6 protein-coding genes are annotated in these 24,116 nt (G+C 47.9%); all 6 read left to right on the top strand.

Going from position 1 to position 24,116, the window contains the following annotated elements; all coding sequences use genetic code 11:
* Positions 1-856 precede the first annotated feature (856 nt).
* Complete coding sequence (locus tag H8B09_RS10250; RefSeq protein ID WP_191203399.1) at positions 857-1,189, top strand: hypothetical protein; 333 nt, start codon at positions 857-859, stop codon at positions 1,187-1,189.
* A gap of 47 nt (positions 1,190-1,236) precedes the next feature.
* Positions 1,237-1,893: an ATP-binding cassette domain-containing protein gene (locus H8B09_RS10255; RefSeq protein WP_191203400.1), complete on the top strand. Its 657-nt coding sequence runs from the start codon at positions 1,237-1,239 to the stop codon at positions 1,891-1,893.
* Positions 1,894-1,961: 68 nt separating this feature from the next.
* Entirely contained in the window at positions 1,962-10,946 is an 8,985-nt protein-coding gene (locus H8B09_RS10260) for a non-ribosomal peptide synthetase (RefSeq protein WP_191203401.1), read from the top strand.
* Positions 10,943-12,148: an ACP S-malonyltransferase gene (locus H8B09_RS10265; protein WP_191203402.1), complete on the top strand. Its 1,206-nt coding sequence runs from the start codon at positions 10,943-10,945 to the stop codon at positions 12,146-12,148. The genes H8B09_RS10260 and H8B09_RS10265 overlap by 4 nt, the downstream gene beginning before the upstream one ends.
* A 48-nt stretch (positions 12,149-12,196) precedes the next feature.
* Positions 12,197-13,813, top strand: coding sequence for a type II CAAX endopeptidase family protein (locus tag H8B09_RS10270; protein WP_191203403.1), 1,617 nt, complete (start codon positions 12,197-12,199; stop codon positions 13,811-13,813).
* A 40-nt stretch (positions 13,814-13,853) separates the two neighbouring features.
* Positions 13,854-24,116 carry a non-ribosomal peptide synthetase gene (locus H8B09_RS10275; protein WP_191203404.1) on the top strand — a complete coding sequence of 3,421 codons (10,263 nt, stop codon included), beginning with the start codon at positions 13,854-13,856 and terminating at the stop codon, positions 24,114-24,116.

A 24,116-nucleotide genomic window follows, 5' to 3' on the forward strand; every position in this document is an offset into this window, starting at 1 on the left:
TGTGGGAACACAAGGTAGATCTCGATTTATTAATCAAATTTTTATATGAATGAGGGTTAATTACGAACGCAAATGAAGCGCTGCTATTAGCCGGCAGCCAGCTTCGTAGTGAAGCTCAAGCAGTTATGGACAAAACATTACAACACTTAAATCCCTTAATTCGATAAAAAAAGAAAGTAACCGGCAGCAGGCTTCGACATATTAAATATTTGCACAAGTATATAATTTCTCTAATTAGGAGCTCATTCGATATAAAAAGCTTGTTTTAGGAGGTGAAGTTGATTCAATCACCACAAATTTTTGCCACATATCTTCCGGTATTAAGCCATGAAACTGTGAAGCATTTAATGGCTTTCTTATCATCTGAGGAACAGGAACGAATCGGAAGGTCATCATGAGGACCGATACCGTTCACTTGCGGCGAATATGTTGGCTAGAACAGTAATATTCGACAATTTTACGATTAGTTTACGGGACTAGTCCGTTCATTCGACCGAGTTTGCTCCGCGTTATTACTATCGCACTTATCACATTGATCCGGAATATATGCGGTCGGTATGCTCAGAATCCGCACATTTACCAAATGAAGCCGTAATAATCACATGAGATGAGCTATGCAGGGAATTTTCGCATCTGCATTCCGTTACCGGTGATTAATCTAACCTTCCTGTGATCGGAAAGAAGGGATTCTTATTACATTAAAGAGTATTTTTAACACGTATTCATGGGAAATTTTGCTCAGCTTAGCGTTAATTAGTTTTTGCTTCTTGGTAAACTTGATTTATACGATCTGGCAAATACATAGGAAAGAGAGAGTTTATCAAGCTGCGCACAAGGAAGGGATCATACAATTTGGTTGATAACGGTCATTTGCGGGTTTGTTTATCTGGGCTTTATCAATCCTTTTGGCCTACTGATTTCTCTCCTTGTTGTTGGAATTGCAGCGGCAATATTTATGCTGATGGGCAGGTCGGCGAATGCGCTCTGGAAGCAAACACGGGATATGCAAAATCAATTTTTCAAGTTCATTGCCGATCTGCTCCAAGGGTTTAAAGAGCTTTCATTGAGCCGGCTCAAAAGCAAAGCGTTTCAGCAGGATATGGATCAGAATTGTCAGGATTATCGGGATAAACGGACAAAAGCAGATATCCGGATTGCCAACGTCATGATAAGCAGCGAGTTGCTATAGTACCTCTGAGAGAAGAACGGGGGAATTGCGAGGCATGCAGTATTCAGTTGGACAAGGTTGTTTATGAGTACAAAAACACGAAGGGTGATCTTTTTACAGTAGGCCCGATCAGCTATGAATTTGGAGCGGGAGAAATCATTTTTATCGTAGGTGGGAATGGGAGCGGCAAATCAACACTGGCCAAATTGCTCACGGGACTCTACGTACCGGACAGCGGCAGCATAAAGGTTAACGGGGTAGAGGTTGCCTCTGAACACCTAGGTCCGTGTTTTTCAGCTATTTTTAGCGATGTGTATTTGTTTAATAAATTATATGGAATTGATTACAGCGATAAAATGGGCGAGGTGGAATTTTACTTATCTGTTCTGGAATTAAAGGATAAAGTCCACATAAAAGAAAGCGGTTTCAGTACCATCAAGCTGTCAACAGGTCAGCGCAAAAGACTTGCATTACTTATCAGCTATTTAGAGGATAGACCTGTTTGCTTGTTCGATGAGTGGGCGGCGGATCAGGATCCGGATTATCGTAAATTCTTTTATGAAGTGCTGCTGCCTGAAATGAAGGAGCGTGGTAAATGCGTGATCGTGATTACACACGACGACCGTTATTTTGAGAAAGCGGACAAAATTCTGAGAATGGAAAGTGGGATTATTGCAACTGAGCTTGAGGAACAGTTGCCTAAACATAGCGCGATGAATCTGTAAGTTAGCAGAGAACACGCGTGTGAAGAGATAGCCCTTAGCTATACCATAATATGAAAAGGGGCCTACTGATGAAGTACGCAGATTTGTCGCAGGTGATACAGGATAAAAGAATGTCGGAGCATGGAATTACCTTTCTTGCCAAGCATGAGGAGGTTTACTTTTCTTATAAGGAGCTGCTGGATAAAGCACTCGGTGTGCTTTACATTCTGCAAGCAAAAGGGCTAGCTGCCGGAGATGAGCTGATATTTCAGCTTGAGGATAATTATGATTTCATTCGGTTTTTTTGGGCTTGCTTGCTCGGCGGCTTTATTCCCGTCCCCGTAACCGTCGGTAATAACAAGGAGTACAAGGCCAAGCTGCTTGGAATATTTGAGATTTTGGAACGGCCTTTTCTTGTCACAACAAGAGAAATTATGGACGGTATAGAGAGCTATTGCGTCGAGGAAAACAAGCAGAAGGCTTGGGAAAGCTTGCATTCGGCTGTTATTTTGGCGGAGGACGTGGATGACTCGTTAGGAATTGGTCGGATACATTCTGTTCAATCGCAGGATATTGCCATGATTCAGTTTTCCTCGGGGTCGACCGGCAACCCCAAAGGAGTCATACTCACGCACAGTAACATTATCCATAATGCTTACGCTATTTTGTCCGGCGGCCGGGTTACTCAGAAGGACTCAAGTCTCAGCTGGATGCCGCTGACACATGACATGGGGCTCATTGGTTCTCACCTGACCAGTCTGCTGGCTGATATTAACCTGTATCTGATGCCGCCTGCACTGTTCATTTTCGAACCGGGACTTTGGCTGCAGAAGACTAATGAGCATCGGATCACTTTGCTGTCCTCCCCCAATTTCGGATACAAGCATTTTCTTGAGCATTTTAAAAGGGTGAAAGCGGAGCAATGGAATCTATCTTCTGTCCGGCTTATCTTTAATGGCGCCGAGCCCGTTTCCGCATCTTGGAGCCGTCGCTTTATACAGGAATTAAAACCGTATGGACTAGGGGAGAATGTTATGTTCCCTGTATACGGAATGGCTGAAGCAAGCTTGGCCGTGACGTTCCCTCCGATAGGGGAGGCACTGATCCCCGTTCATTTGGACCGCAGGAGCATGCATGCCGGTATGGCCGTCAAGGAAGCGGATCCCTCGGAGATTGAGTGCATTACTTTTGTGGATGTAGGATCCCCGGTAGAGCATTGTGAGGTAAGAATTTGTAATGATGACGGCCTGGTTTTACCGGAGTGGAGAGTCGGCAATATTCAAATAAAGGGCAAAAATATAACAAAAGGCTATTATAACGAACCTAAGGCAACCAAGAAGCTGATAACGGATGACGGCTGGCTGCATACCGGGGATCTGGGCTTTATTCGTAACCAAAGACTGGTGGTCACCGGCAGGAAAAAGGATATTATTTTTGTCCGCGGCCAAAATTATTACCCGCATGATTTGGAAGAGGCGGCGCAAAGACTGGATGGTATCGAGCTTGGTAAAGTAGCTGTCTGCGGGGTGCCCAGCGGAGAAACAGGAATGGATGAAATTATCGTATTCGTCGTATTCCGAGGGAAAACGGAGAAGTTCGTCGATGTGGCGATGCGTTTGAAAAAATGGCTGAACAAGTCGCTGGGGCTCGATATTTTACATGTGCTTCCGGTAAAAAGCATTCCAAAAACGACAAGCGGCAAGCTGCAGCGTTTCAAACTAAGTCAAAGCTATGAAAATGGGGATTTTAAGAACGTAATAACGGAACTGGCCGCTCTCTTGGAGCAAAGTAAGCAGGTGCAGGCTGAAGTTTTACCTGAGACGCTCCTGGAACGGCAAATGGCCAGGCTGTGGTGTGAAGTGTTAGGACGGCAACATATAGGCGTCACTGAGGATTTCTTTGAACTGGGCGGGGATTCGCTCAAAGCTGCACTGCTGTTGAACCAACTACATAAAGAGTTCGATGTACACATTCCGGTTAAGCAGCTATTTTCATTGTCAACCATACAAAAGCTGGCAGTGTATATGCAGCATATTGAGGCACAACCGTTTGAACCGATTGGCAGGGCGGAGCCGAAGGAGGCTTATCCTGTTTCGCCATCCCAATTCAGGGTGTACGTGCAAGAACAATTTGCCGGAATAGGTACCAGCTATAATATCCCTTTTGTTATTCATATGAATGGAGTTCCGGATCCTTTAGTCATACGGCGTGCATTGGAAAAATTACTGCAGCGCCATACGATATTGCGTACTTCCTTTGTCGAAATTGAGGGAGAAGTTATGCAAAGGGTTCACGATCATGTAGAGCTGCCATTCGAAGTGATTCATTGTGAAGCAGCGGAGCTCCATTCATCTATAGAGCGTTTTATTCGTCCATTCGATCTGCATCAGCCGCCTTTATTCAGAACAGGCCTTTTCAGTTGTAATGTGGATGCTCATCATCTTGTAATAGATATACATCATACGATATCCGATGGAGTATCGATTCAAATCATAATGGAACAATTGATGAGTCTCATGCAAGGTATCGAAACTGAGCAACCGGAGCTGCAGTATGTCGATTATACGGTTTGGCAAAAGCGGCAATTGAGCTCGGAAACGATAACGCAGCATAGGGACTACTGGCGGAGTCAATTAAGCGGAGAGCTGCCTGTTCTTGAATTGCCAACGGATCACAAACGCGGGGAGCTTCGATCCTTCCGCGGACGTACGATCCCTTTTTCAATCAAACAGGATACGGTTCAAAGCCTGCAGCATTTGGCAAGACAGAATCAAGTCAGCTTAAATGCAGTGATGATCTCCTTATATGCATTCGTATTGAGCAAGTATACTCAGCAGGATGAGCTGATGGTAGGATCGCTTGTTTCAGGGAGAAATCATGCGGATTTGGCTTCTATGCTGGGAATGTTCATCAACTATATACCACTACGAATCCAAATCAAAACGCAAAATGAATTTACAAATTATTTACGTAATTGTGGACGGATCATTGAGGAAGCTTACGAGCATCAGGACTATCCTTATGAGAATATGATTGCCGATGCTTCCGCCAAAACGCTAAACGGAAGAAATCCGCTATTCGATACGATGCTGATTATGCATAATCAGATGGATATTGCTCAAAAGCGGAAGCTGGGTGACTTGGAGCTAACTTTTGAGGAGTGGAAAACAAATACGGCCAAATTGGATTTAAAGCTCGACATTTATGCTGCGCATTCCGAGGGTCTTCACTGTGTGCTGGAATACAATGCGGATCTATTTGAACACAGTACGATGGAAAGATTCGCTGCACACTTTTGCAATGTGGTAAACCAGATATCAGAAAATCAGCAAATCCATTTATATGACATATCGATTCTGTCGGAGCAGGAGAGGGCTCAGCTTTTACTGGAGTTCAACGATACGAGCTGTGATTTTCCTGAGGATGCCTTGCTGCATCACTGGATTGAGGAGCAAGCACGGTTGAATCCGAGTCGTACGGCAGTCTATTTCAAGGATATCCGATTAACCTATAGCGAGTTGAACACGAAAGCAAATCAGTTAGCTAGAATACTGAGGATGCGCGGGCTGGGTCCCAATCAAATCGCGGCGGTAATCATGGAGCGTTCCGTCGAAATGATGATTGGCCTGCTGGCTGTATTGAAAGCGGGAGGGGCCTATCTGCCGATCTCACCTAATTTCCCGTTAGAACGTATTCAGTACATGCTGGAGGATAGTGAAGTTTCCTTGCTGTTGAGCCAGCGCCGTTGGGAAGGCAGGTTGACTGCTGGAGATGCACCGGAGGCGGTGCTTTCTATGAGAGATTCGGCATGTATCTTTTATCTGGATGATGAAATGCTGTATTCGGCTCCTGCCGATAACGAGGTATCACCGGCTGCGCCGAAGGATCTGGCTTATGTAATCTATACATCCGGATCCACAGGCATGCCGAAAGGCGTCATGATTGCTCACTCAGCAGTTGTGAACCGGATTCACTGGATGCAGAAGCGGTATCCGCTTGGACCGGAGGATGTCATTCTTCAGAAAACGGCATTTACTTTCGACGTATCGGTTTGGGAGCTGTTCTGGTGGAGCTGGGCAGGGGCAGCGGTCAGTTTTTTGGAGCCGGATGGGGAAAAGGACCCGGAGATCATGATTCAAGCCATCAAACAGCATAAGGTGACTACGCTGCATTTTGTACCTTCCATGCTGCAATTGTTTTTAAGCCATTTCGAGCGGAGTGACGGAAGCTCCAACATTGATTTGAAGGGTTGCCTTAACAGTCTGCGCTATGTGTTTTCAAGCGGAGAGGCGCTCCCTGTGCCGTATGTGGAAAGGTTCTATCAATGGGCGGCATCTGCTCCCGGCTCTCAGGTAAAGTTGATTAATCTGTACGGACCAACGGAAGCAGCGATTGACGTGTCCTATTACGATTGTGTTACGGAGGTAGACGTAGACAGTGTTCCTATCGGCAGACCCATTGACAATATCCGCTTATATATCGTGGATAAGGAAAATCAATTGCTTCCGGTAGGAATACCTGGTGAATTATGTATCTCAGGTGTTGGACTGGCCAGGGGATACATGAATAGGAGGGAATTAACTGAGGAAAAGTTTGTGGAGAATCCGTTTATTCCGGGGACTCGCATGTATCGCACAGGGGATCTGGCAAGATGGCTTCCGGACGGCAGCATCGAATATCTGGGCAGATTGGACCACCAAATCAAGCTGCGCGGGTACCGGATCGAGCTGGGCGAGATCGAAGCCGTATTATTGCGCCAACCGGACATCGTCGAAGCCGTTGTATTGTTGAAAGAAGCGGTGGACGGGGATAAAGTGCTTTATGCATATCTGGTGTCCGAACGGGAGATTTCTGCGGCAGATATTCGTAAGAGCTTGTCGCAGGCACTTCCCGATTACATGATACCTGCCTTTTACGTGCAAGTGGAGTCTATGCCGCTCACGGCAAACGGAAAAGCGGACCGAAAGGCTTTAATGAAGCTGGAAGGACATATAAGCTCAAGAGGTGAATATACCGCTCCGCAAAACGAGGTGGAAGCCAGGCTTGCGGTCATTTGGCAGAAGGTTTTGAACCTGGAAAGCATTGGTTCGGAGGACAATTTCTTCGTGATTGGGGGGCATTCGTTAAGAGCAACGCAGATGCTTCATATGCTGCACAAAGAGTTTCAAACTAATCTTCAGTTACGGGATATATTCAGATTTCCATCAATCCGGCAGTTGGCGGCTGCGATCACGGAACAGATACCATCTTTCGTAGAACCGATACCGCCTGCCGCTGATCAGGAATATTACCCATTATCTTCGGCTCAATATCGTCTTTATATCGTTGAGCAATTGGAAGGCATTGGAACGTCTTATCATTTGCCTATCGCCTTGGCCTATGAAGGACCGGTAGATGTCTTAAGGCTTGAGCAAGCTCTGTATTCTCTGATGCAGCGGCATGAAATCCTGAGGACGTCATTTGTGTCGATCGAAGGAATCCCGATGCAAAAAATTCATTCGGATGCATCTGTAACCATCGAGCGAATGTCCGGAAAGGACAGGACAGCAGAAGAAATCATACAAGCCTTTATACGTCCGTTTGATTTAAGCTCTGCGCCTCTGATCCGAACAGGTATCGTTGAGTTAAGCGATGGGAAACAGCTGGTTTTGTTCGATATGCATCATTTGATTTCGGACGGGGTATCGATGGGGATTTTGGCGTATGAATTAACCCGGCTGTACGACCGGCATGAGCTGCAGCCCTTGCAAATCCAATACAAAGATTTCGCTGTATGGCAGAAGCAATTTCTTGCTTCCGTTGCGCTGAAAAAGCAGCAGCAGTATTGGCTGGAGCAGTTCCATGACGGGGTGCCTCTGCTGAACCTTCCTACGGATTTCAGACGTCCTCTGCTGAAGGACTATGAAGGAGACCGCGTTCCATTTAGGTTTAGTCCGCAAGAGACGGAAAAGCTGAAAGCATTGGCCGATGAAGCTCATGCGACGATGTACATGGTGCTTCTCGCCATTTTTACCATTGTGCTGTCACGCTATTCAGGCCAAGAAGACATTGCCGTCGGAACCCCCGTGTCAGCTAGGCCGCATGCGGATCTGAACGGCTCCATAGGAATGTTCGTGAATACGATTGTTTTGCGAAATGAACTTTCAGCAGGCTATACCTTCAAGGAGTATCTACAACAGGTAAGTAAACGCACACTGGAAGCATTGGAGCATCAGGATTATCCATTTGAAGAATTGGTGACACAGCTCAAGCTTCCGCGGGATGTAAGCAGGAATCCGCTCTTTGATGTGATGTTTGTGATGCAAAATATGGACATTCCCGAGCTTAGGATGGGTGAACGGACATTAACTCCATTCGCGTTCCACAATCCGACCGCCAAGCTGGATCTTACCTTGGAGGTGGCGGAAGCCGGAAAAGAGCTTGCATGTCATTTTGAGTACGGCACACGGCTTTTTAGAAAAGAGACCATTGACAGGCTGATCCGGTATTTTAAAGCGGTTATGGTAGAAGTCGCAGACAATCCGCAAATTTTGTTGGGCGAGATCGAGATGATTTCGCAGCAGGAGCGGCATCAGATTTTACACCAGTTCAATGATACGTCTTATGCGTATCCCCAGCAGCGGCTGCTTCACCAATGGATGGAAGAACAGGCCGGCATAAGACCTGATCAGCCTGCACTTATCTGCGGGAATACGCGGTTAAGCTACAGGGAATTAAACGAAAAAGCGAATCAGATGGCGCGTTATCTGCAGCAGGCAGGCTTGGGCCCGAACCGAATCGCGGCCATTGCTGCAAATCGTTCCGCCGAGATGATGATCGGTATCCTGGCCATATTAAAAGCCGGTGGAGCGTATCTGCCGATTGCCCCGGATTATCCGCTTGAACGGATCCATTACATACTAGAGGACAGCGGAGCCCTGCTTCTATTAACACAGATGTCTGCAGATGAGCTGTTCGCCGGCCACAACAGCTCAGATATCACCGCACTGCCGGTTGAAAAAATGATTGATCTGAGCAGTCCCGCATGCTATCAAGGCGAGAATACAAATTTGCCCCAAACGGCGGGAGCACAAGATTTGGCTTACGTTATTTACACATCGGGTTCGACGGGAAAACCGAAGGGTGTCATGATCGAGCATCATGCTGTAGCCAACCGCCTTCTCTGGATGCAGAAGCAATATCCACTTGGCTATGAGGATGTCATTTTGCAGAAAACCGCGTTCACTTTTGATGTGTCTGTGTGGGAGCTGTTTTGGTGGAGTTTGGCTGGAGCCGCCGTGTGCTTCCTGGAACCAGGCGGAGAGAAAAATCCTGAGACGATGATACGTACCATGGAAGAACATCATGTGTCCGTCATACACTTTGTGCCTTCGATGCTGCATTTGTTTCTCGATTATCTCGAACTGATAGAAAATCAACAAGCCCCACGCGATCCGTTATCAAGTTTGAGGTATGTGTTTGCCAGCGGTGAAGCATTGGCGATTCAGCATGTGGAGCGTTTCTGCGAGAGATTCGATTCATCATCCGGTCATACCAGATTAATCAATTTGTACGGCCCAACGGAAGCTGCGATTGACGTGTCGTTCTACCATTGTGAGGCGGATATGCAAGGGGGAAGCGTTCCGATTGGAAGTCCGATCGACAATATACAGCTGTATATTGTGGATGGGGCCGACCGATTGCAGCCGATTGGCCTTGCAGGGGAGCTATGTATTGCCGGAACCGGATTGGCACGAGGTTACATCAACCGTCCGGACTTGACTGCTGAGAAGTTTGTAGACAATCCGTTCGTGCCGCAGACCAGGATGTACCGAACGGGGGATTTGGCGAAATGGCTGCCTGACGGCCAGATCGAATACCTGGGCAGATTCGATTATCAAGTGAAATTACGCGGCTATCGGATCGAGCTTGGTGAGATTGAAGCAGCTCTGATGGAGATGGAGGACATTGCTGAGGCTGTAGTTCTGGTTAAAGAGTCTGGCAATGGGGACAAGCGTCTATGCGCCTACCTGACCGGAAAACGGGAGTTGGCCCCAGCGGAAATCCGAACACATTTGGCGGCCAAGCTGCCTGATTACATGATTCCGGCCTATTACACACACTTGGATGCCATTCCACTCACCGTTAATGGAAAGGCTGATCGCAAGGCGTTAAACCAATTTGCGGAAACGTACGAGTCGAACAGAGAGTACATCTCCCCACAGAGCGATATAGAGGTGATGCTTGCAGAGATTTGGGGTGAACTGCTGCATCAGGAACGAGTCGGGACGCAGGACAATTTCTTTGATATAGGAGGAAATTCCTTGCTGCTTCTGCAGATGCATGCCAAGCTGCAAGCCAGACTTTCACATCCTTTGAAAGTAACTGACTTATTTGCCTACCCAACGATTCAAGGATTGGCTGCTTTTCTCCATTCGGAAACAGTTGCTGCCAAGCAGGAAGTGTGGCTCCAGTATAGTGAGCTGCCTGGTGAATTTTTTGCCAAAAGAGGAGAACTGCAGGAAGGAGCTGTTTTGACTACACACTTGGATGTTCAGGTTTCGCGAATATTAGCCTCTATTGGCAAGAGAAGGCAATCCGATCTGTTTCCAGTCTTGTCATCCATTTATCTGTATTTGTTAGCACAGTTAAATAAAAAATCGGAGCAGGCGATTCAAATCATGCTGGAAGATGGCAGTGTCCATGTACTTTCTCTGGATTTGAAAGGTATACAGAATGTCTCCGAGCTTATTCGAGCAACTGTGTTGGAATTCCGGAAAATGGCAGACAGAGGTACTGTACATATTCTTCCAAGACGAAGTGCCGCTGAGCCAGGTAATGGGGCAGTCGTACTGTTTTATAAAAAAAATCCGCTCGTTCGCTCTAATGTGATGTCAGAAAACTTCGATCTTATTCTCTCCTACGAGGTTATGGAAGAACGAATCAGCTTAACCTTTGAATTTACCGGAAGGAGACTGCGCAAGGAGCCCCTCAAGCAATTCATACAAGCATATGGAAAACTGGCCAATTGGTTAGCCAACCAGTCGATCGAGCAGGATCAAACTGCGGCAGCACTCGAAGGAGGTACGCAATGACATATAAGGTGGGGTTGCTATTTCCGGGAACAGGTACACAGTACGGCGGGATGTTCAAAGGCTTTTACGACCGATATCCTGTTGTCCGTACAACATTGGAGGAGGCGGAGGATGTACTTGGCTTGAGTTTGGCCGCCCTCTTTTTGGAAGACGATCAAATGGAAGGAGAGGGAATTGCCGCCGTCCAAGCCTCTATCTTTGCCTGCAGCATAGCTGCATATAGGGTGTTCAAGCAGGAGACGGGAATCGAGCCTGCCTACATGGCCGGGCACAGCCTGGGAGAATTATCGGCATTAACCTGTGCAGGCGCATTTCGATACCAGGATGCCCTTCAGGCCGTTTGGCGCAGAGGGCAGTGGATGGAAGAGGCTGTACCGGAAGGCGGGGGGCTCATAGCAGCAGTCAAGCATCTGTCCCCCGAAATAATTAAAGAACTGTGCGATGAAGCTGAAACCGATGGTGACATAAGCGATATCGCTTGCTATAACGCTCCCAACCAGATTGTGATTGCCGGACATGGGCGAGCCGTGGAGAGGACAGCATCCAAACTGGAAGCCTTAGGGGGACAAGTCATTTTGCTGAAAGCGAAGGTGCCCTTCCACACCTCGCTGATGGCCCCTGCAGCCCAGAAGCTGCAAATGGAGTTCCGGCAGTATAAAATCTATCCGATGTGCTGTCCGGTGATTTCCAATGTGACCGCTTTGCCTCACGAAACCGATCCGTCAAGCATCATTCAAAATGTCGCATTGCAGCTGACACAACCGGTCCAATGGCAGAAAACCATTCGTTACCTGCAGCAAGAAGGAGTCTCCTATGCGGTGGAGCTGGGACCGAATACGGTTCTTAAAAAGCTCAATCGCAGGAACGCGCGTAACATTCGCACCTATTCGCTGGATGATAAGGATGACTTTTCTGCCATCCTGGCTATGAAAAAACTACAGCCGTCCTTTTTGGATAAGTGCCTGACATTAGCTGTAAGTACCCGCAATTTAAATCCGGATAAGGATACCTATCAAAAAGAGGTTGTGGAATCGTACCATAACATTCTGCAAATATGTCTGGAAGCCGAGCGTTCCGGTCAAGCGCCTACGCATGATGAAATGTCCGAGGCCCTATCGTGGCTGCGCCGGATTGTAACCTTCAAGCGCGCGGACACCGACCGTTTGGAGCACTTGGCGGGGGAACTGGAACGGAAGATGTGAAGTAGGTAAGATTTTAAAACCGAGGTTAGATGGAGAGGACGAAGAAAGATGAAAAAATATTTGACGATGACGGGCGAATTAATTCTTCTGCTGGGGACCTTCCTTATGGTCGCGACCATTCACAATGACTATATCGTTCCCAATTCTGGGGCATATGGAAATTTTATGTTTAACAATCTGCCGATTTGGATCAGCGTTATGTTCGCGGTAACATCCGTGCTGGTTCTGGTTATTTTTCAGATCAGGAGGCTTGTGCTCAAGGACCGATATGAAAGCATTGCAGCCATGAGCCGCTTCACCCGCTTACGCAAAGAAGATGTCCTGCTGACCAGCTTGATGGGGATTTTTACAGGACTCTTGTTCATTTGCATGATTAAAGTATCGTTTATCGCTAACCACTTTCCGGATTTCAATGAATATATCGACATGTTTATGAGATCTCAGTCCTTTATCATGATCATCATCGGGTTATGCATCATCGGCCCTTTATTCGAGGAAATTTTCTTTCGGGGCATTTTATTCAATCTCATGCTCAAAAAAATGCCTTTCATTGCCGCTTTACTGCTGCAAGCCGTCATTTACGGATACTGTCAGCCCAATCCAAGCATTCAAGTAATCGCCGTTTTTCTCGCAATCATTTATGGCATTCTCTACTACCGTCTTCAGTCCATCTGGTCAACTATTATCACCGCCGCCGTTATGAACACCATCATTTTCGTCTCGAAGAAAACGGGGCTTCTGGATGCATTAAGCAGCATTCCGGATCATGTTTTACTGCTTATCACCGGAATATGCTTACTTTTTATCATCGTCCTCCTGAAGGCCGTTTGGCATGAGGATACGAAAATTAACAATTTAAAGATGATCGGCAATTTGTTTTTATGGACATCGGTTTATTCGTTGGTTTATTATCCGTTTATTTTCGGCGTGTGGAATAACGGAGTTATGCGCATTAGTGCGATAAACCAATGGTTGGGGCACAATAACATATTCGGCTTCCTCCCTTACGATATTCTGGCCCTTGTCGTGTACTATTTTGTAATGAAAAAGGTCCACAAGCAGAATTTGATTAAGGTCAGCAATTTCACCCGCATTTCCGTTAAAAACGGGGTATTGATCGCAATCATGGGCACCATGATGGGGGTATGGGTGCAGTGCTTGTTCTTATTCCCTTATTTCTCACAAAACTTCCCGCAATTTGAACAATTGACGGTTTACTTGACGACAGCTATTTTGCCGGTATATATAGCATTTCTGGTCTACCATTCGATCTATAAGGAAATTTTTTTCCGGGCTTTGGTCTATAACGTGTTACGGTCTGCTCTGCCGATGTGGATTTCCGTATTGATGACCGGCATTATTTATGGGGGCTTGTTCTTCAACTGGGATCCCCTGCTGACGGTATACGCGTGTTTGGGTGCTCTTATTTTTAGCTTGTTGTTTGAGTGGTACAAATCCATTTGGGCTCCGATCATCAACGAGTTTTTCGTGTTTGCCGCTTATTACGTAGTGAGAAAGCTTGAGCTGGCTTATGGACGGGGCATTGTATGGACGTTTACGATTTGCACAATAGGTGTGCTGTGTTTCATGATTTATCTTTGGAAAAACAGGGATACAGAGCGCAAGCAGCCTGTTGCTGTCGAGCAAGTCAAGGTTAGTGCATGAATTCGCACAGAACAACATGGATAAAAGGGTGGGCGCATATATGCTGGATTTCAATGTAATTAAATGGGGTGAGCAGGGGGTCGGAGAAAGTCCGCCGGTTGAAGAGTTATCCATGCACGAGATTGCAATAATCGGCATTTCGGCCAAACTGCCCTTGGTGGACGATCTGGAACAATTCTGGAAGTACATTCAAAATGGAGTAGACTTTATTTCCGAATTTCCTGAAGCAAGACGCAGGGATATAGAGCCTTATGCTAAAAAAAGAATTCGCCACTCGGGAGAGCCTGAATATTTTCATGGAGCTTTCTTAGAGGAAATCGATACGTTCGACTATGCGTTTTTTAAGCTATCCCCCAAGGAAGCCAGCCTAACGACACCAAACCAGCGGTTGTTTCTGGAAACGGCATGGCACGCTTTCGAGGACGCCGGTTACAGCAGACAACAATTAGCCGGAAGCCGAACAGGGGTTTATGTCGGCTACAACTCCGACTCGTTATACGATTACAAAAGCATGGTGGCCGATACGGATCCTGATCTGATGTCCCTTGCGATTCCCGGCAATCTTAGCTCTATTATCGCGGGTAGAATCTCGTATTTGCTGGATCTGAAAGGGCCAAGCTTATGCATCGATACGGCGTGCTCGTCCTCTCTGGTGTCCGTGCATATGGCTTGTCAGGCACTTCGAAACCAGGAATGCGATATGGCGATTGCCGGAAGCGTGAAGGTTCATCTCATGCCCTTGGCAAATGAAGTAAAAATTGGCATTGAGGCATCGGATTGGCGGGCTAGAACCTTCGATGACAGCTCCGACGGGACCGGCGCGGGTGAAGGAGTCATTGCCTTTCTGCTAAAGCCGCTCGGCAAGGCCCTTCAAGATGGAGATTCCATCTATGCGGTCATTAAAGGAAGCGCGGTAAATCAGGATGGAAGCTCCATAGGTATGACAGCACCGAATGCAGCTTCGCAAGAGGCGGTTATTGTACAAGCATGGGAGAACGCCGGCGTGGATCCGGAGTCGATCTCTTATATAGAAGCTCACGGAACCGGTACAAAGCTGGGCGACCCGATTGAAGTGGATGGTATCCAAAGGGCATTCCGGCGGTTCACCGACCGCAAGCATTTTGTGGCGATTGGCTCGACGAAAACGAATCTTGGTCATCTGGATCACGCTGCCGGGATGGCAGGGATGTTAAAAGCGGTATTGGCCATGAAGCATAAGCAGATTCCTCCATTGCTGCATTTTAACAGACCCAATCAGACGATTAACTTTATCGAGTCCCCGGTTTATGTGGCCGACAGTTTGATGGAATGGGAATCGGAAGGGCAGCCGCGCCGTTGTGGTGTCAGCGCTTTTGGGATGAGCGGTACGAACTGCCATATTGTGCTGGAAGAGGCGCCTCCCGTTGAAGAAGGGAAGTCGTTCCCGGGCGAGTCGGATTCCTTTTTGTTAAGCCTTTCCGCCAAGAGCGACTCCGCATTAAGACGGCTTGTGATGGAATACAGCAAGCTTACCATTCAAGAGGATCGTTTGGCTGATATGTGCTTCACCGCAAGCCTGAAAAGAGACCATTATGAGCATAGATTAGCAATTGTATTTCACAATTCGCAGGAGCTTATCGGCAAATGCGAGCAGCTGCTCAGACAGGGTTTGGCTTCCAGGGAGGAGCAAGGAATCTTTTACGGGTACCAGAAGCCGGAGGGTGCGTTATCTAACGGCAACGAGCCGGCAGCGAATTCAGCACCAAGTCTGATGGAGCTTGCCAGATTGTATGCACAGGGTGCGTCGATTGCCTGGGAGCAGCTTTATAAAGGACAAAAACCAAGGAAAATGCGTCTTCCTGCGTATCCGTTTGAAGCAAGCCGCTGCTGGCTGGACATTGACAAGGCCGCAGCAAACCTGTATGTCCTGGAGTCCTCCATACGGGAAACGGCCGCCCTTGCTGTAGAGGAAGTTGAATTGGCTGGTAGAGCGTCCGGCATCTACACGGCTGTAGAGCGAGAAATTGCACAGATTTGGGGGGAGACCCTTGGGTTTCGGAAGCTTGATGTGGCGGACAATTTTCATGAATTAGGCGGGGATTCCATCCTGGCGCTTAAAATCGTGAACCGGATCCGGCTGGAGCTTTCGGTCCCTCTGGAGGTTTCTGATCTGTTTAATTATGTGACCGTCGCTGATTTGGCGGGCTTCCTTGAACAAAACGCTCTGCAGCAAAATCATCGTACGGATTATTATGCTGCTTTGAAGCCGGCTGCGAAACGAGAGCATTACCCGCTCACTTCCTCGCAGTATCGTGTCTTCATACAGGAGCAGTTCGGAGCGCAAGGAACGGAGAATAATACACCCTTTTGTATCATGTCGGACGGTATGCTCAATATGGAGCGTCTGGAAGGTGTTTTCCGGGAGCTGATTGCAAATCACGAAGCACTTAGGACCTCTTTTCAATTCAGGGATGGACAGGCGGTTCAACTGATCAGCGATTCGGTAGATTTTCAGATAAAACGCTTTCAAAGTTCAAAGAACGAACTTGATGCTGTAATCTCCAGCTTTGTTCAGCCCTTTGACTTGGCCACAGCGCCGCTGCTGCGTGTCGGCATTGTCATGTTTTCTTCAGGCCGTCATCTGATCATGATCGATATGCACCATATTATTTCTGATGGCGTATCCTCGAGCATTTTGATCAAACAATTTTGCGAGCTGTATAAAGGGCGGGCGGTGGAGGCTGCGGCGGTTCAATTCAAGGATTATGCCGTCTGGCAGCAGGAGGCGCTTCAAGCTGGTCTTTTGGACGATCACAAGAGGTTCTGGCTCGAACAGCTGTCGGGGGAGCTGCCTAAGCTTCAAATGCCTACCGACTTTGCTAGACCTGCGCAAAAAGGGGCAGCAGGACAGTCTTTGCGATATCCTGTACCGGCAGAAACCAGAAGCATGTTGGAGAGCTTTGCCAAGACTAGCGGCGTGACAATGAATTCTTTGCTGTTTTCCTTGTATACGGCATTTCTGCATCTAAATACCGGCCAAAACGATATGGTCGTAGGCACATTGGTGTCAGGAAGAAATCATCCGTATTTGGAAAACGTGTTCGGCATGTTCATTAACTTTTTGCCGATTCGTATCCGGATTCAGCCTGCCCAAACGTTAACGGAACACCTATTGCAGGTGAACCGAACGATTGGAGAAGCCTATACGCATGATTATCCTTTTGATCAAATGATCAGTGACCTGCAGTTGAAGACGGACCGTTCCCGAAATCCGCTATACGACACGATGCTGGTGTATCATAACGAATTTCAGATGAACCCTACGGCCCAGCTCAATATGGAAGAGGAAGGGCTGACGTTCTCGGAATATCCGCTGCATAACTCGGCTTCCCCGCTCGATTTTAAATTGGATGTTTGGAGTGATTTGGCAGGGGAAATGGTATGGGTTATGCAGTATGATACGGCCTTGTACACAGAAGCTTCAATGAGGCTCTTCTTGGACCGATTCCTGATGCTTGCTGACTATGCCGGTGAGCATGCCGATGTGCCTTTTGGGCAAATTCATCTGCGGAATGAAATGGAGCCGGCAGCTCAACAGGACCTGCCGGTCGATGAATCGGAGCATGCGAAGCAGGACGATCTCATTGACCTCGTCGTGAGCGCAACCTTCACATCGGAGCCCATCGAAGAGACGATCCGCTGGTGGTGCGGACAGTTTCAATTAGATACCAAGGTAACGTTTGCGCCCTATCATCAAGTATTCCAGCAGCTGCTTGATCCTGCCAGTCTGTTCGCCGCCAACAAGGGAGTCAATGTATTACTTGTTCGCTTTGAAGATTTTCTGCGTGACGATATATCCACAGAACAGGTCAAGAAGGCTAAATTAGAAAGCATTTATACGGATTTGGTGAAAAGTTTGGAGAAGCCGGCTGGAAAGGCGTTCTACTGGGTAGGAGTATTTCCGGTAGCCACTCACTTATCGTTGAGCAGCGAAATGCTGAACTATGTAGATGCCCTGAATCAACGATGGAAGCAGACGTTAAGCGGATTCGAGCACATTCATCTGATTGATTTCGGTGCTGCCGGTTCATCGCTGTTTCCAACCGAACCGCAAATATTTGACGCCATTAAGGATCAAGAGGGCCATCTGCCGTTCACCGACGAATTTTACGCAGCGATGGGCACTGTAATTGCAAGAAACCTGGTAGCTTGGAAAAAACAAAAGTTTAAAGCGATTATTCTCGATTGCGATAATACGATTTGGCAGGGAGTTAGCGGTGAAACCGGCCCTCTTGGGGTAGGGTTAGAGGCACCGTTTAGAGAATTGCAGCAGTTCATGCTGGATCGGTTTAATGAGGGCATGCTGTTGGCTTTGTGCAGCAAAAACAATGAGCAGGATGTATGGGATGTATTTGAGAAAAATCCACGGATGATTTTGAAAAGGGAGCATTTTGTAAGCAGCAGAATCAACTGGCAGGCCAAGTCGGCGAATCTTCGTCAGCTGGCTGACGAGCTGAATCTGGGTCTGGACAGCTTTATCTTTCTGGATGACAGCGCGCTGGAATGCTCCGAAGTTTTACAGCATTGTCCAGAGGTGCTTGCGCTGCAGCTTCCCGGGAATCCGCTGCAAATTTCTGCCTTTCTGCAGCATGTATGGGCCTTTGATAAATTCAGCGTCACGGAGGAAGACCGGAAAAGAACGAGTTACTACCTGGCAGAAGCTAAGCGCCGCAGCAGTCAGGACATCGAGTATGGAACGATCGACGGATTCCTGCAAAGCTTGGAGCTGCGCCTGACGATGCGCCGTCTGGAGCCGGAGCAAGCTGCCCGAGCGGCACAGCTTACGCAGCGGACGAATCAATTTAACATGAGCACGGTACGCAGAACGGAAGAAGAAATCCTTATGCTGCTCGCTTCGGATAAAACACAGTGCTGGGGAATTGAAGTGGAGGACCGCTTCGGAGAATACGGTTTTGTCGGCTTGGTAATCGGTTCCATGGAGCAGCAGACATTCGTCCTAGACACATTTTTGTTAAGCTGCCGAGTGCTTGGCCGTCAAGTGGAGTTAGCCATCCTCTGTGTTTTGAAGCAATTTGTCAAAGACTGCGGCGGTCTGGCGTTGGATGCTCCCTATGTGAAAAGCAAGAAAAACGAGCCCTTCAAACTGTTTCTGGATCAATCCGGATGGGAAGCCGTCGGGGAGGAAAATGGCAGTGTCCGTTACCGGCTGCCATTGGAACGGATTGCGGATGCAATGGATCACATTCAAATTAACACTGAGCGAGTCAAGCGCGACGAAGGCATGGAACCTGCGGCCGCAATAGAGTCGTTACGGCATGAGAAAAGCTTGTCTGTACAAGGTGAAGATAAAACCGAAATTATACCAAACCATTCCTTAAATCAGCAGTGGGACTGGACTGTGTCAGGGCTGGAAGATTCGAGCTTGCCTCATTACGCTTACCTGCTTCCGCTAAAGCATTGCACAGCGAATCAATTGCTGCAGCTATCCGAGACCGATGAGGGCCAGATACATAGGGGGGAAATTGTAGAAGAGCATGCTTCACAGTGGAGTAAGACGGAACGTGAGCTTTTCGCCATATGGATTGAAATTTTGCGGATGAATTTGATTGAATTGGATGATCACTTTTTTGATATCGGCGGGAATTCACTGCAGGCTGTGTCGCTTGCCTCGCGAATTCATCAACAATTCAACGTGCAATTGACCTTGCGTGAGCTGTTCACTGCGCCGACGATCCGCCAAATGGCTAGAACCATCGAACCCAGGGAGCAATCGGTCTTTACGGATATCATACCGGTGCCAGATCGGCCGGACTATCCTGTCACTTCGGCTCAGAAGAGACTGTTGGTGCTTCAGCAGCTGGATGAGCGCAATAATTCCTATAACCAGACATGTCTCTTTGAAGTCGAGGGGGAGCTGGATAAAAAACGCTTGCAAGGTGTTTGTAGGGAACTTGTCAACAGGCATGAAAGCCTAAGAACAAGCTTCCAGTGGCAAGATGGCGAATTCGTACAAAAGGTGATTCCTTCAGCTGATTTCCCGCTAGAAGAGTATGAAGCAGGGGAGTCAGGCATAGGGGAGGTTATCAGCCAATTTATTCGTCCTTTTGATCTCAAAGTGGCACCGCTGTTCAGAGCCGGTGTGATACCTGTCGCAGAACACAGGCATCTGCTGATGTTCGACATGCACCATGCTGTCGCGGATGGAGTGTCGATCTCGATTTTGATGGATGAATTCCTCACGCTGTATCAAGGTGACACTTTGCCGAAGCTTCGGGTGCAGTATCGCGATTTTGCCGTGTGGCAGCAAACGCAGCTTAGCCGAGAGTTGATGCACAGCCACGAGCGATATTGGCTGCAAACCTTTTCGGATGACATTCCGGTTCTGAATTTACCGACTGATTTTCCGCGGCCTACGGTCCAAACCTTTGAAGGGGGCAGGGTAGCTTTTGCCCTGGATTCCGGTTTGCAAGAAAGGGTCCAGCAGCTTGCTTCCAGCACCAACTCGACACCTTACATGGTTTATTTAGCTGCTTACAATATTTTGCTTTCAAAGTACTGCGGTCAAGAAGATATCGTCGTGGGCTCACCGTCAGCGGGAAGGCCGCATGCTGACCTGGAGGGTATGATCGGTATGTTCGTCAATACGCTGGTGCTGCGGAACAAGCCTGGGGGCGCTAAAACGTTCCGTCAGTTTTTGACGGAGGTGAAGAACAATACGCTGCAGGCCTTGGAGCATCAGGATTATCCCTTCGAGGATTTGGTGGAGAAACTAAACGTGCAGCGGGACCTGAGCCGGAACCCCTTGTTCGATACCATGTTCAGCTATCAAAATATGTCTTGGTCTTACAAGCGGATCACCGGATTGCAAATAAAGCCTTATGCAGGGGAAGATCATTACAGCAGGTTTGATATTACGCTGGAATTGGCAGAGCTCGAAGGGGGCCTGCAGCTTCGCATGGATTATGCGTCCAAGCTTTTTCAGCATCAAACCATGCAGCGGTTTGCGCGCCACTATGTTCAAATTCTTAAAGCAGTAACCATGTCGCCGGAGATGCTGATCTCGCAGATCGACATGATGGACAAGTTGGAAAAGGCGCAACTGATGTTCGGATTTAATGAAACCTATGCAGCGTATGATTCCAACAGGACCATTCACCAATGGCTCGAAGAGCGGGCAACCGGCATGCCGGACCAGACTGCCGTAGTGTTGGGAAGCGAACAAATGACATACGGCGAGCTAAACGGCAAAGCCAATCAACTGGCGAGAACGTTAAGAGCGAACGGTGTACAGCCGGATCACCCGGTAGCCATTATGATGGAGCGGTCCTTCGAGATGCTGATAGGAATTTTCGGCATATTAAAGGCTGGCGGGGCCTATGTTCCTATTGATCCTCACTTTCCTGAGGAAAGAATCCGCTACATTCTGGATGATACCGGAACCAAGCTTCTTTTATCACAGAGCTATTTGATGGAACGGCTGGCTTTCTCCGGATTGTGGCTGGATCTGAAGGATCCAGAGGTGTACCATCATGATTCCTCTAATTTGAAGCCGCTTGCCGGTCCAACGCATTTAGCTTATGTGATCTATACTTCCGGGTCTACAGGTAAGCCAAAAGGGGTCATGCTCGAGCATACGGCGGTGGTCAACCGGATTCATTGGATGCAGAAGCAATATCCTCTAGGACCCCAGGATGTCATTTTGCAAAAAACGGCGTTTACCTTTGATGTTTCGGTTTGGGAGCTTTTCTGGTGGAGCTATGCAGGATCGTCCGTATGTTTGTTGCAACCCCGTGAAGAGAAGGACCCGCAAAAAATCGTTGCTGCGATAGCCGAACATAACGTGACCACCATGCATTTTGTCCCTTCTATGCTTCACTTGTTCTTGGATTATGTAGAACGGCAGTCCGAGTCAGATAAGGCTGAAGGAACTTCAGATGGAAGGCTTTCCGACAGTTTGAAGAGTTTAAGACATGTATTTGCCAGCGGTGAGGCGCTCCCCGCTCGCCAAGTGGAACGCTTTTATCAATTCTTTTATCCGGACTTGGCGGCGAAACTGATTAATTTATACGGTCCTACGGAAGCGGCAATTGACGTTACTTGTTTCGAATGCCAACCGAGTGAGGTACTGGAAACGGTCCCGATCGGCAAACCGATCGATAATATCCAGCTGTATATTGTGGATGCGTTCATGAAGCTGCAGCCTGTCGGCGTTCCAGGCGAATTATGTATTGCCGGCGTCGGATTGGCCAGGGGATATATGAATCGTCCGGATCTAACTTCAGAGAAGTTTGTCGATAATCCGTTTCAGCCGGGTGAACGTATGTATCGAACCGGCGATTTAGCCAGATGGCTGCCGGACGGTTGTATTGAATATATGGGCCGGTTGGATCATCAGGTTAAGCTGCGCGGTTTTCGCATTGAATTGGGTGAAATCGAAACGGCACTCTTGAGTTGTGAGGATGTTGCCGAAGCTGTCGTACTGGTCAAAGGTTCGGCGGGTGAGGATCAACAGCTTTGTGCTTATCTCGTGACCAAACATGAGGTAAACGTCAATGACATTCGTATGCATCTGAAGAAGAAATTACCCGACTATATGATTCCTTCGTTTTACATTCAACTGGATAACATGCCGCTGACGTCGAACGGCAAAGTGGATCGTAAGGCATTGATGCAGCTTAAAGGCCATCTGCAGTCAAGCAACGACTATATGGCTCCGCAGAATCAACTGGAAGCGCAGTTGGTTGAAATTTGGAAACGGCTGTTGTCACTGGAACGGGTCGGCGTACAGGATAATTTCTTTGAGATTGGCGGCCATTCTCTCAAGGCAATAACTTTACTGGCCAAGGTCCAGCAGCATTTTCAGGTCAAGCTCGGATTGAAGGAAATATTCCAGGCGCCAACCATCGAACAGCTTGCCATAGCGATTCAAAATGCAGCTGCCTCAGCCCATGAAGAAATCCCCAAGGCGGAATCTGCGGCGAGCTATCCCTTGTCTTCCGCTCAAATGAAATTATTCGTTCTGCAGCAGCTTGATCTATCCGATACGACCTATCACCTGCCTGGTGCCTATATAATCGAGGGAGATCTGGATATTCCGCGGCTGGAGTGGACCTTCCAGGCACTGGTTCAACGCCATGAATCGCTGCGCACCTCCTTCGATATGTCGGCAGGGGAGTTTATACAAATCATTCATCCGGAAGCTGATTTTCGATTACACACGATGGATCTCACGGATGATCAATGGGAAGAGATGATTCCGTCCCTTCTGAAGCCATTTGATCTGCGGGTTCCACCTTTAATGAGAGCCGTATTGATAAGGCTCCCAGAGCGTAATGTGCTGTATATCGATATGCACCATATTATCTCGGACGGGGTATCCCTGGGGATAATCGTGAAGGATCTGCTTAGCTTGTATGCCGGACGTGAGCTTTCCGAGCTGCGGCTTCAGTATAAGGATTATGCCGTTTGGCAGCAGAAATCCTTAGCACAAGGAGCGCTTCAGCAGCAGGAAGCCTATTGGCAGAATAGATTTTCGGGCACGATTCCGACGCTTCGGCTTCCTCTGGATTTCTCGAGACCGGCTGTTCAAAGCTTTGAAGGATCGCGGATTCGTCTGACATTGGACCGGCAGATGACGACAAGCCTGAATGCACTTGCCGCTGCGAACAATGCCACATTGTATATGGTTGTATTGTCGGCCTTCCACATTCTTTTGTCCAAATATAGCGGCTCCGAGGACATTGTCGTTGGTACGCCGGCTGCAGGGAGGACACATGCGGATTTGCAGGGAATCGTCGGCATGCTTGTTAATACACTTGCGATTCGCAGTCAGCCCGAGAGTCATATGACGTTTCAGGATTATTTGCAGGAGATGAAACAAATTACCCTGGACGCATTTGAAAATCAGGATTATCCCTTCGAGCAGCTCGTTGAAAAGCTTCAGCTGCCCAGGGATATCAGCCGCAACCCGTTATACGACGCCATGTTTGTTTTGCAAAATCAAGACGACGCGGAGCTTAATGCGGGCAATATGAAGGTGGTTCCCTACGAGTTCTTCCTCCCGGCAGCCAAGGTAGACATCAGCTTGGAAATTATGGAGAGGCAGGAGCAAATGAACCTCGCATTGGATTATGCAGTCAAGCTGTTTCGAAAAGAAACGGCTGAGCAGATGTTGACAGATTATGTCCGAATTTTGACAGCCGTAACGATGGATCCGAACACCAGGATCGCTGATATTCAGCTGCAAGGCCCTTATGCGACACGCAAGCCTGCACGGATACAGGATATTGAATTTAATTTCTAA

Source organism: Paenibacillus terricola, from assembly GCF_014779765.1.
In the GTDB taxonomy this organism is placed as follows: Bacteria; Bacillota; Bacilli; order Paenibacillales; family Paenibacillaceae; genus Paenibacillus_T; species Paenibacillus_T terricola.

Excerpts from the sequence above, each read along its gene's own strand:
- H8B09_RS10270 (WP_191203403.1), top strand. The coding sequence starts at position 12,197 with ATGAAAAAATATTTGACGATGACGGGCGAATTAATTCTTCTGCTGGGG.
- H8B09_RS10260 (WP_191203401.1), top strand. The coding sequence starts at position 1,962 with ATGAAGTACGCAGATTTGTCGCAGGTGATACAGGATAAAAGAATGTCG.
- H8B09_RS10275 (WP_191203404.1), top strand. The coding sequence starts at position 13,854 with ATGCTGGATTTCAATGTAATTAAATGGGGTGAGCAGGGGGTCGGAGAA.
- H8B09_RS10265 (WP_191203402.1), top strand. The coding sequence starts at position 10,943 with ATGACATATAAGGTGGGGTTGCTATTTCCGGGAACAGGTACACAGTAC.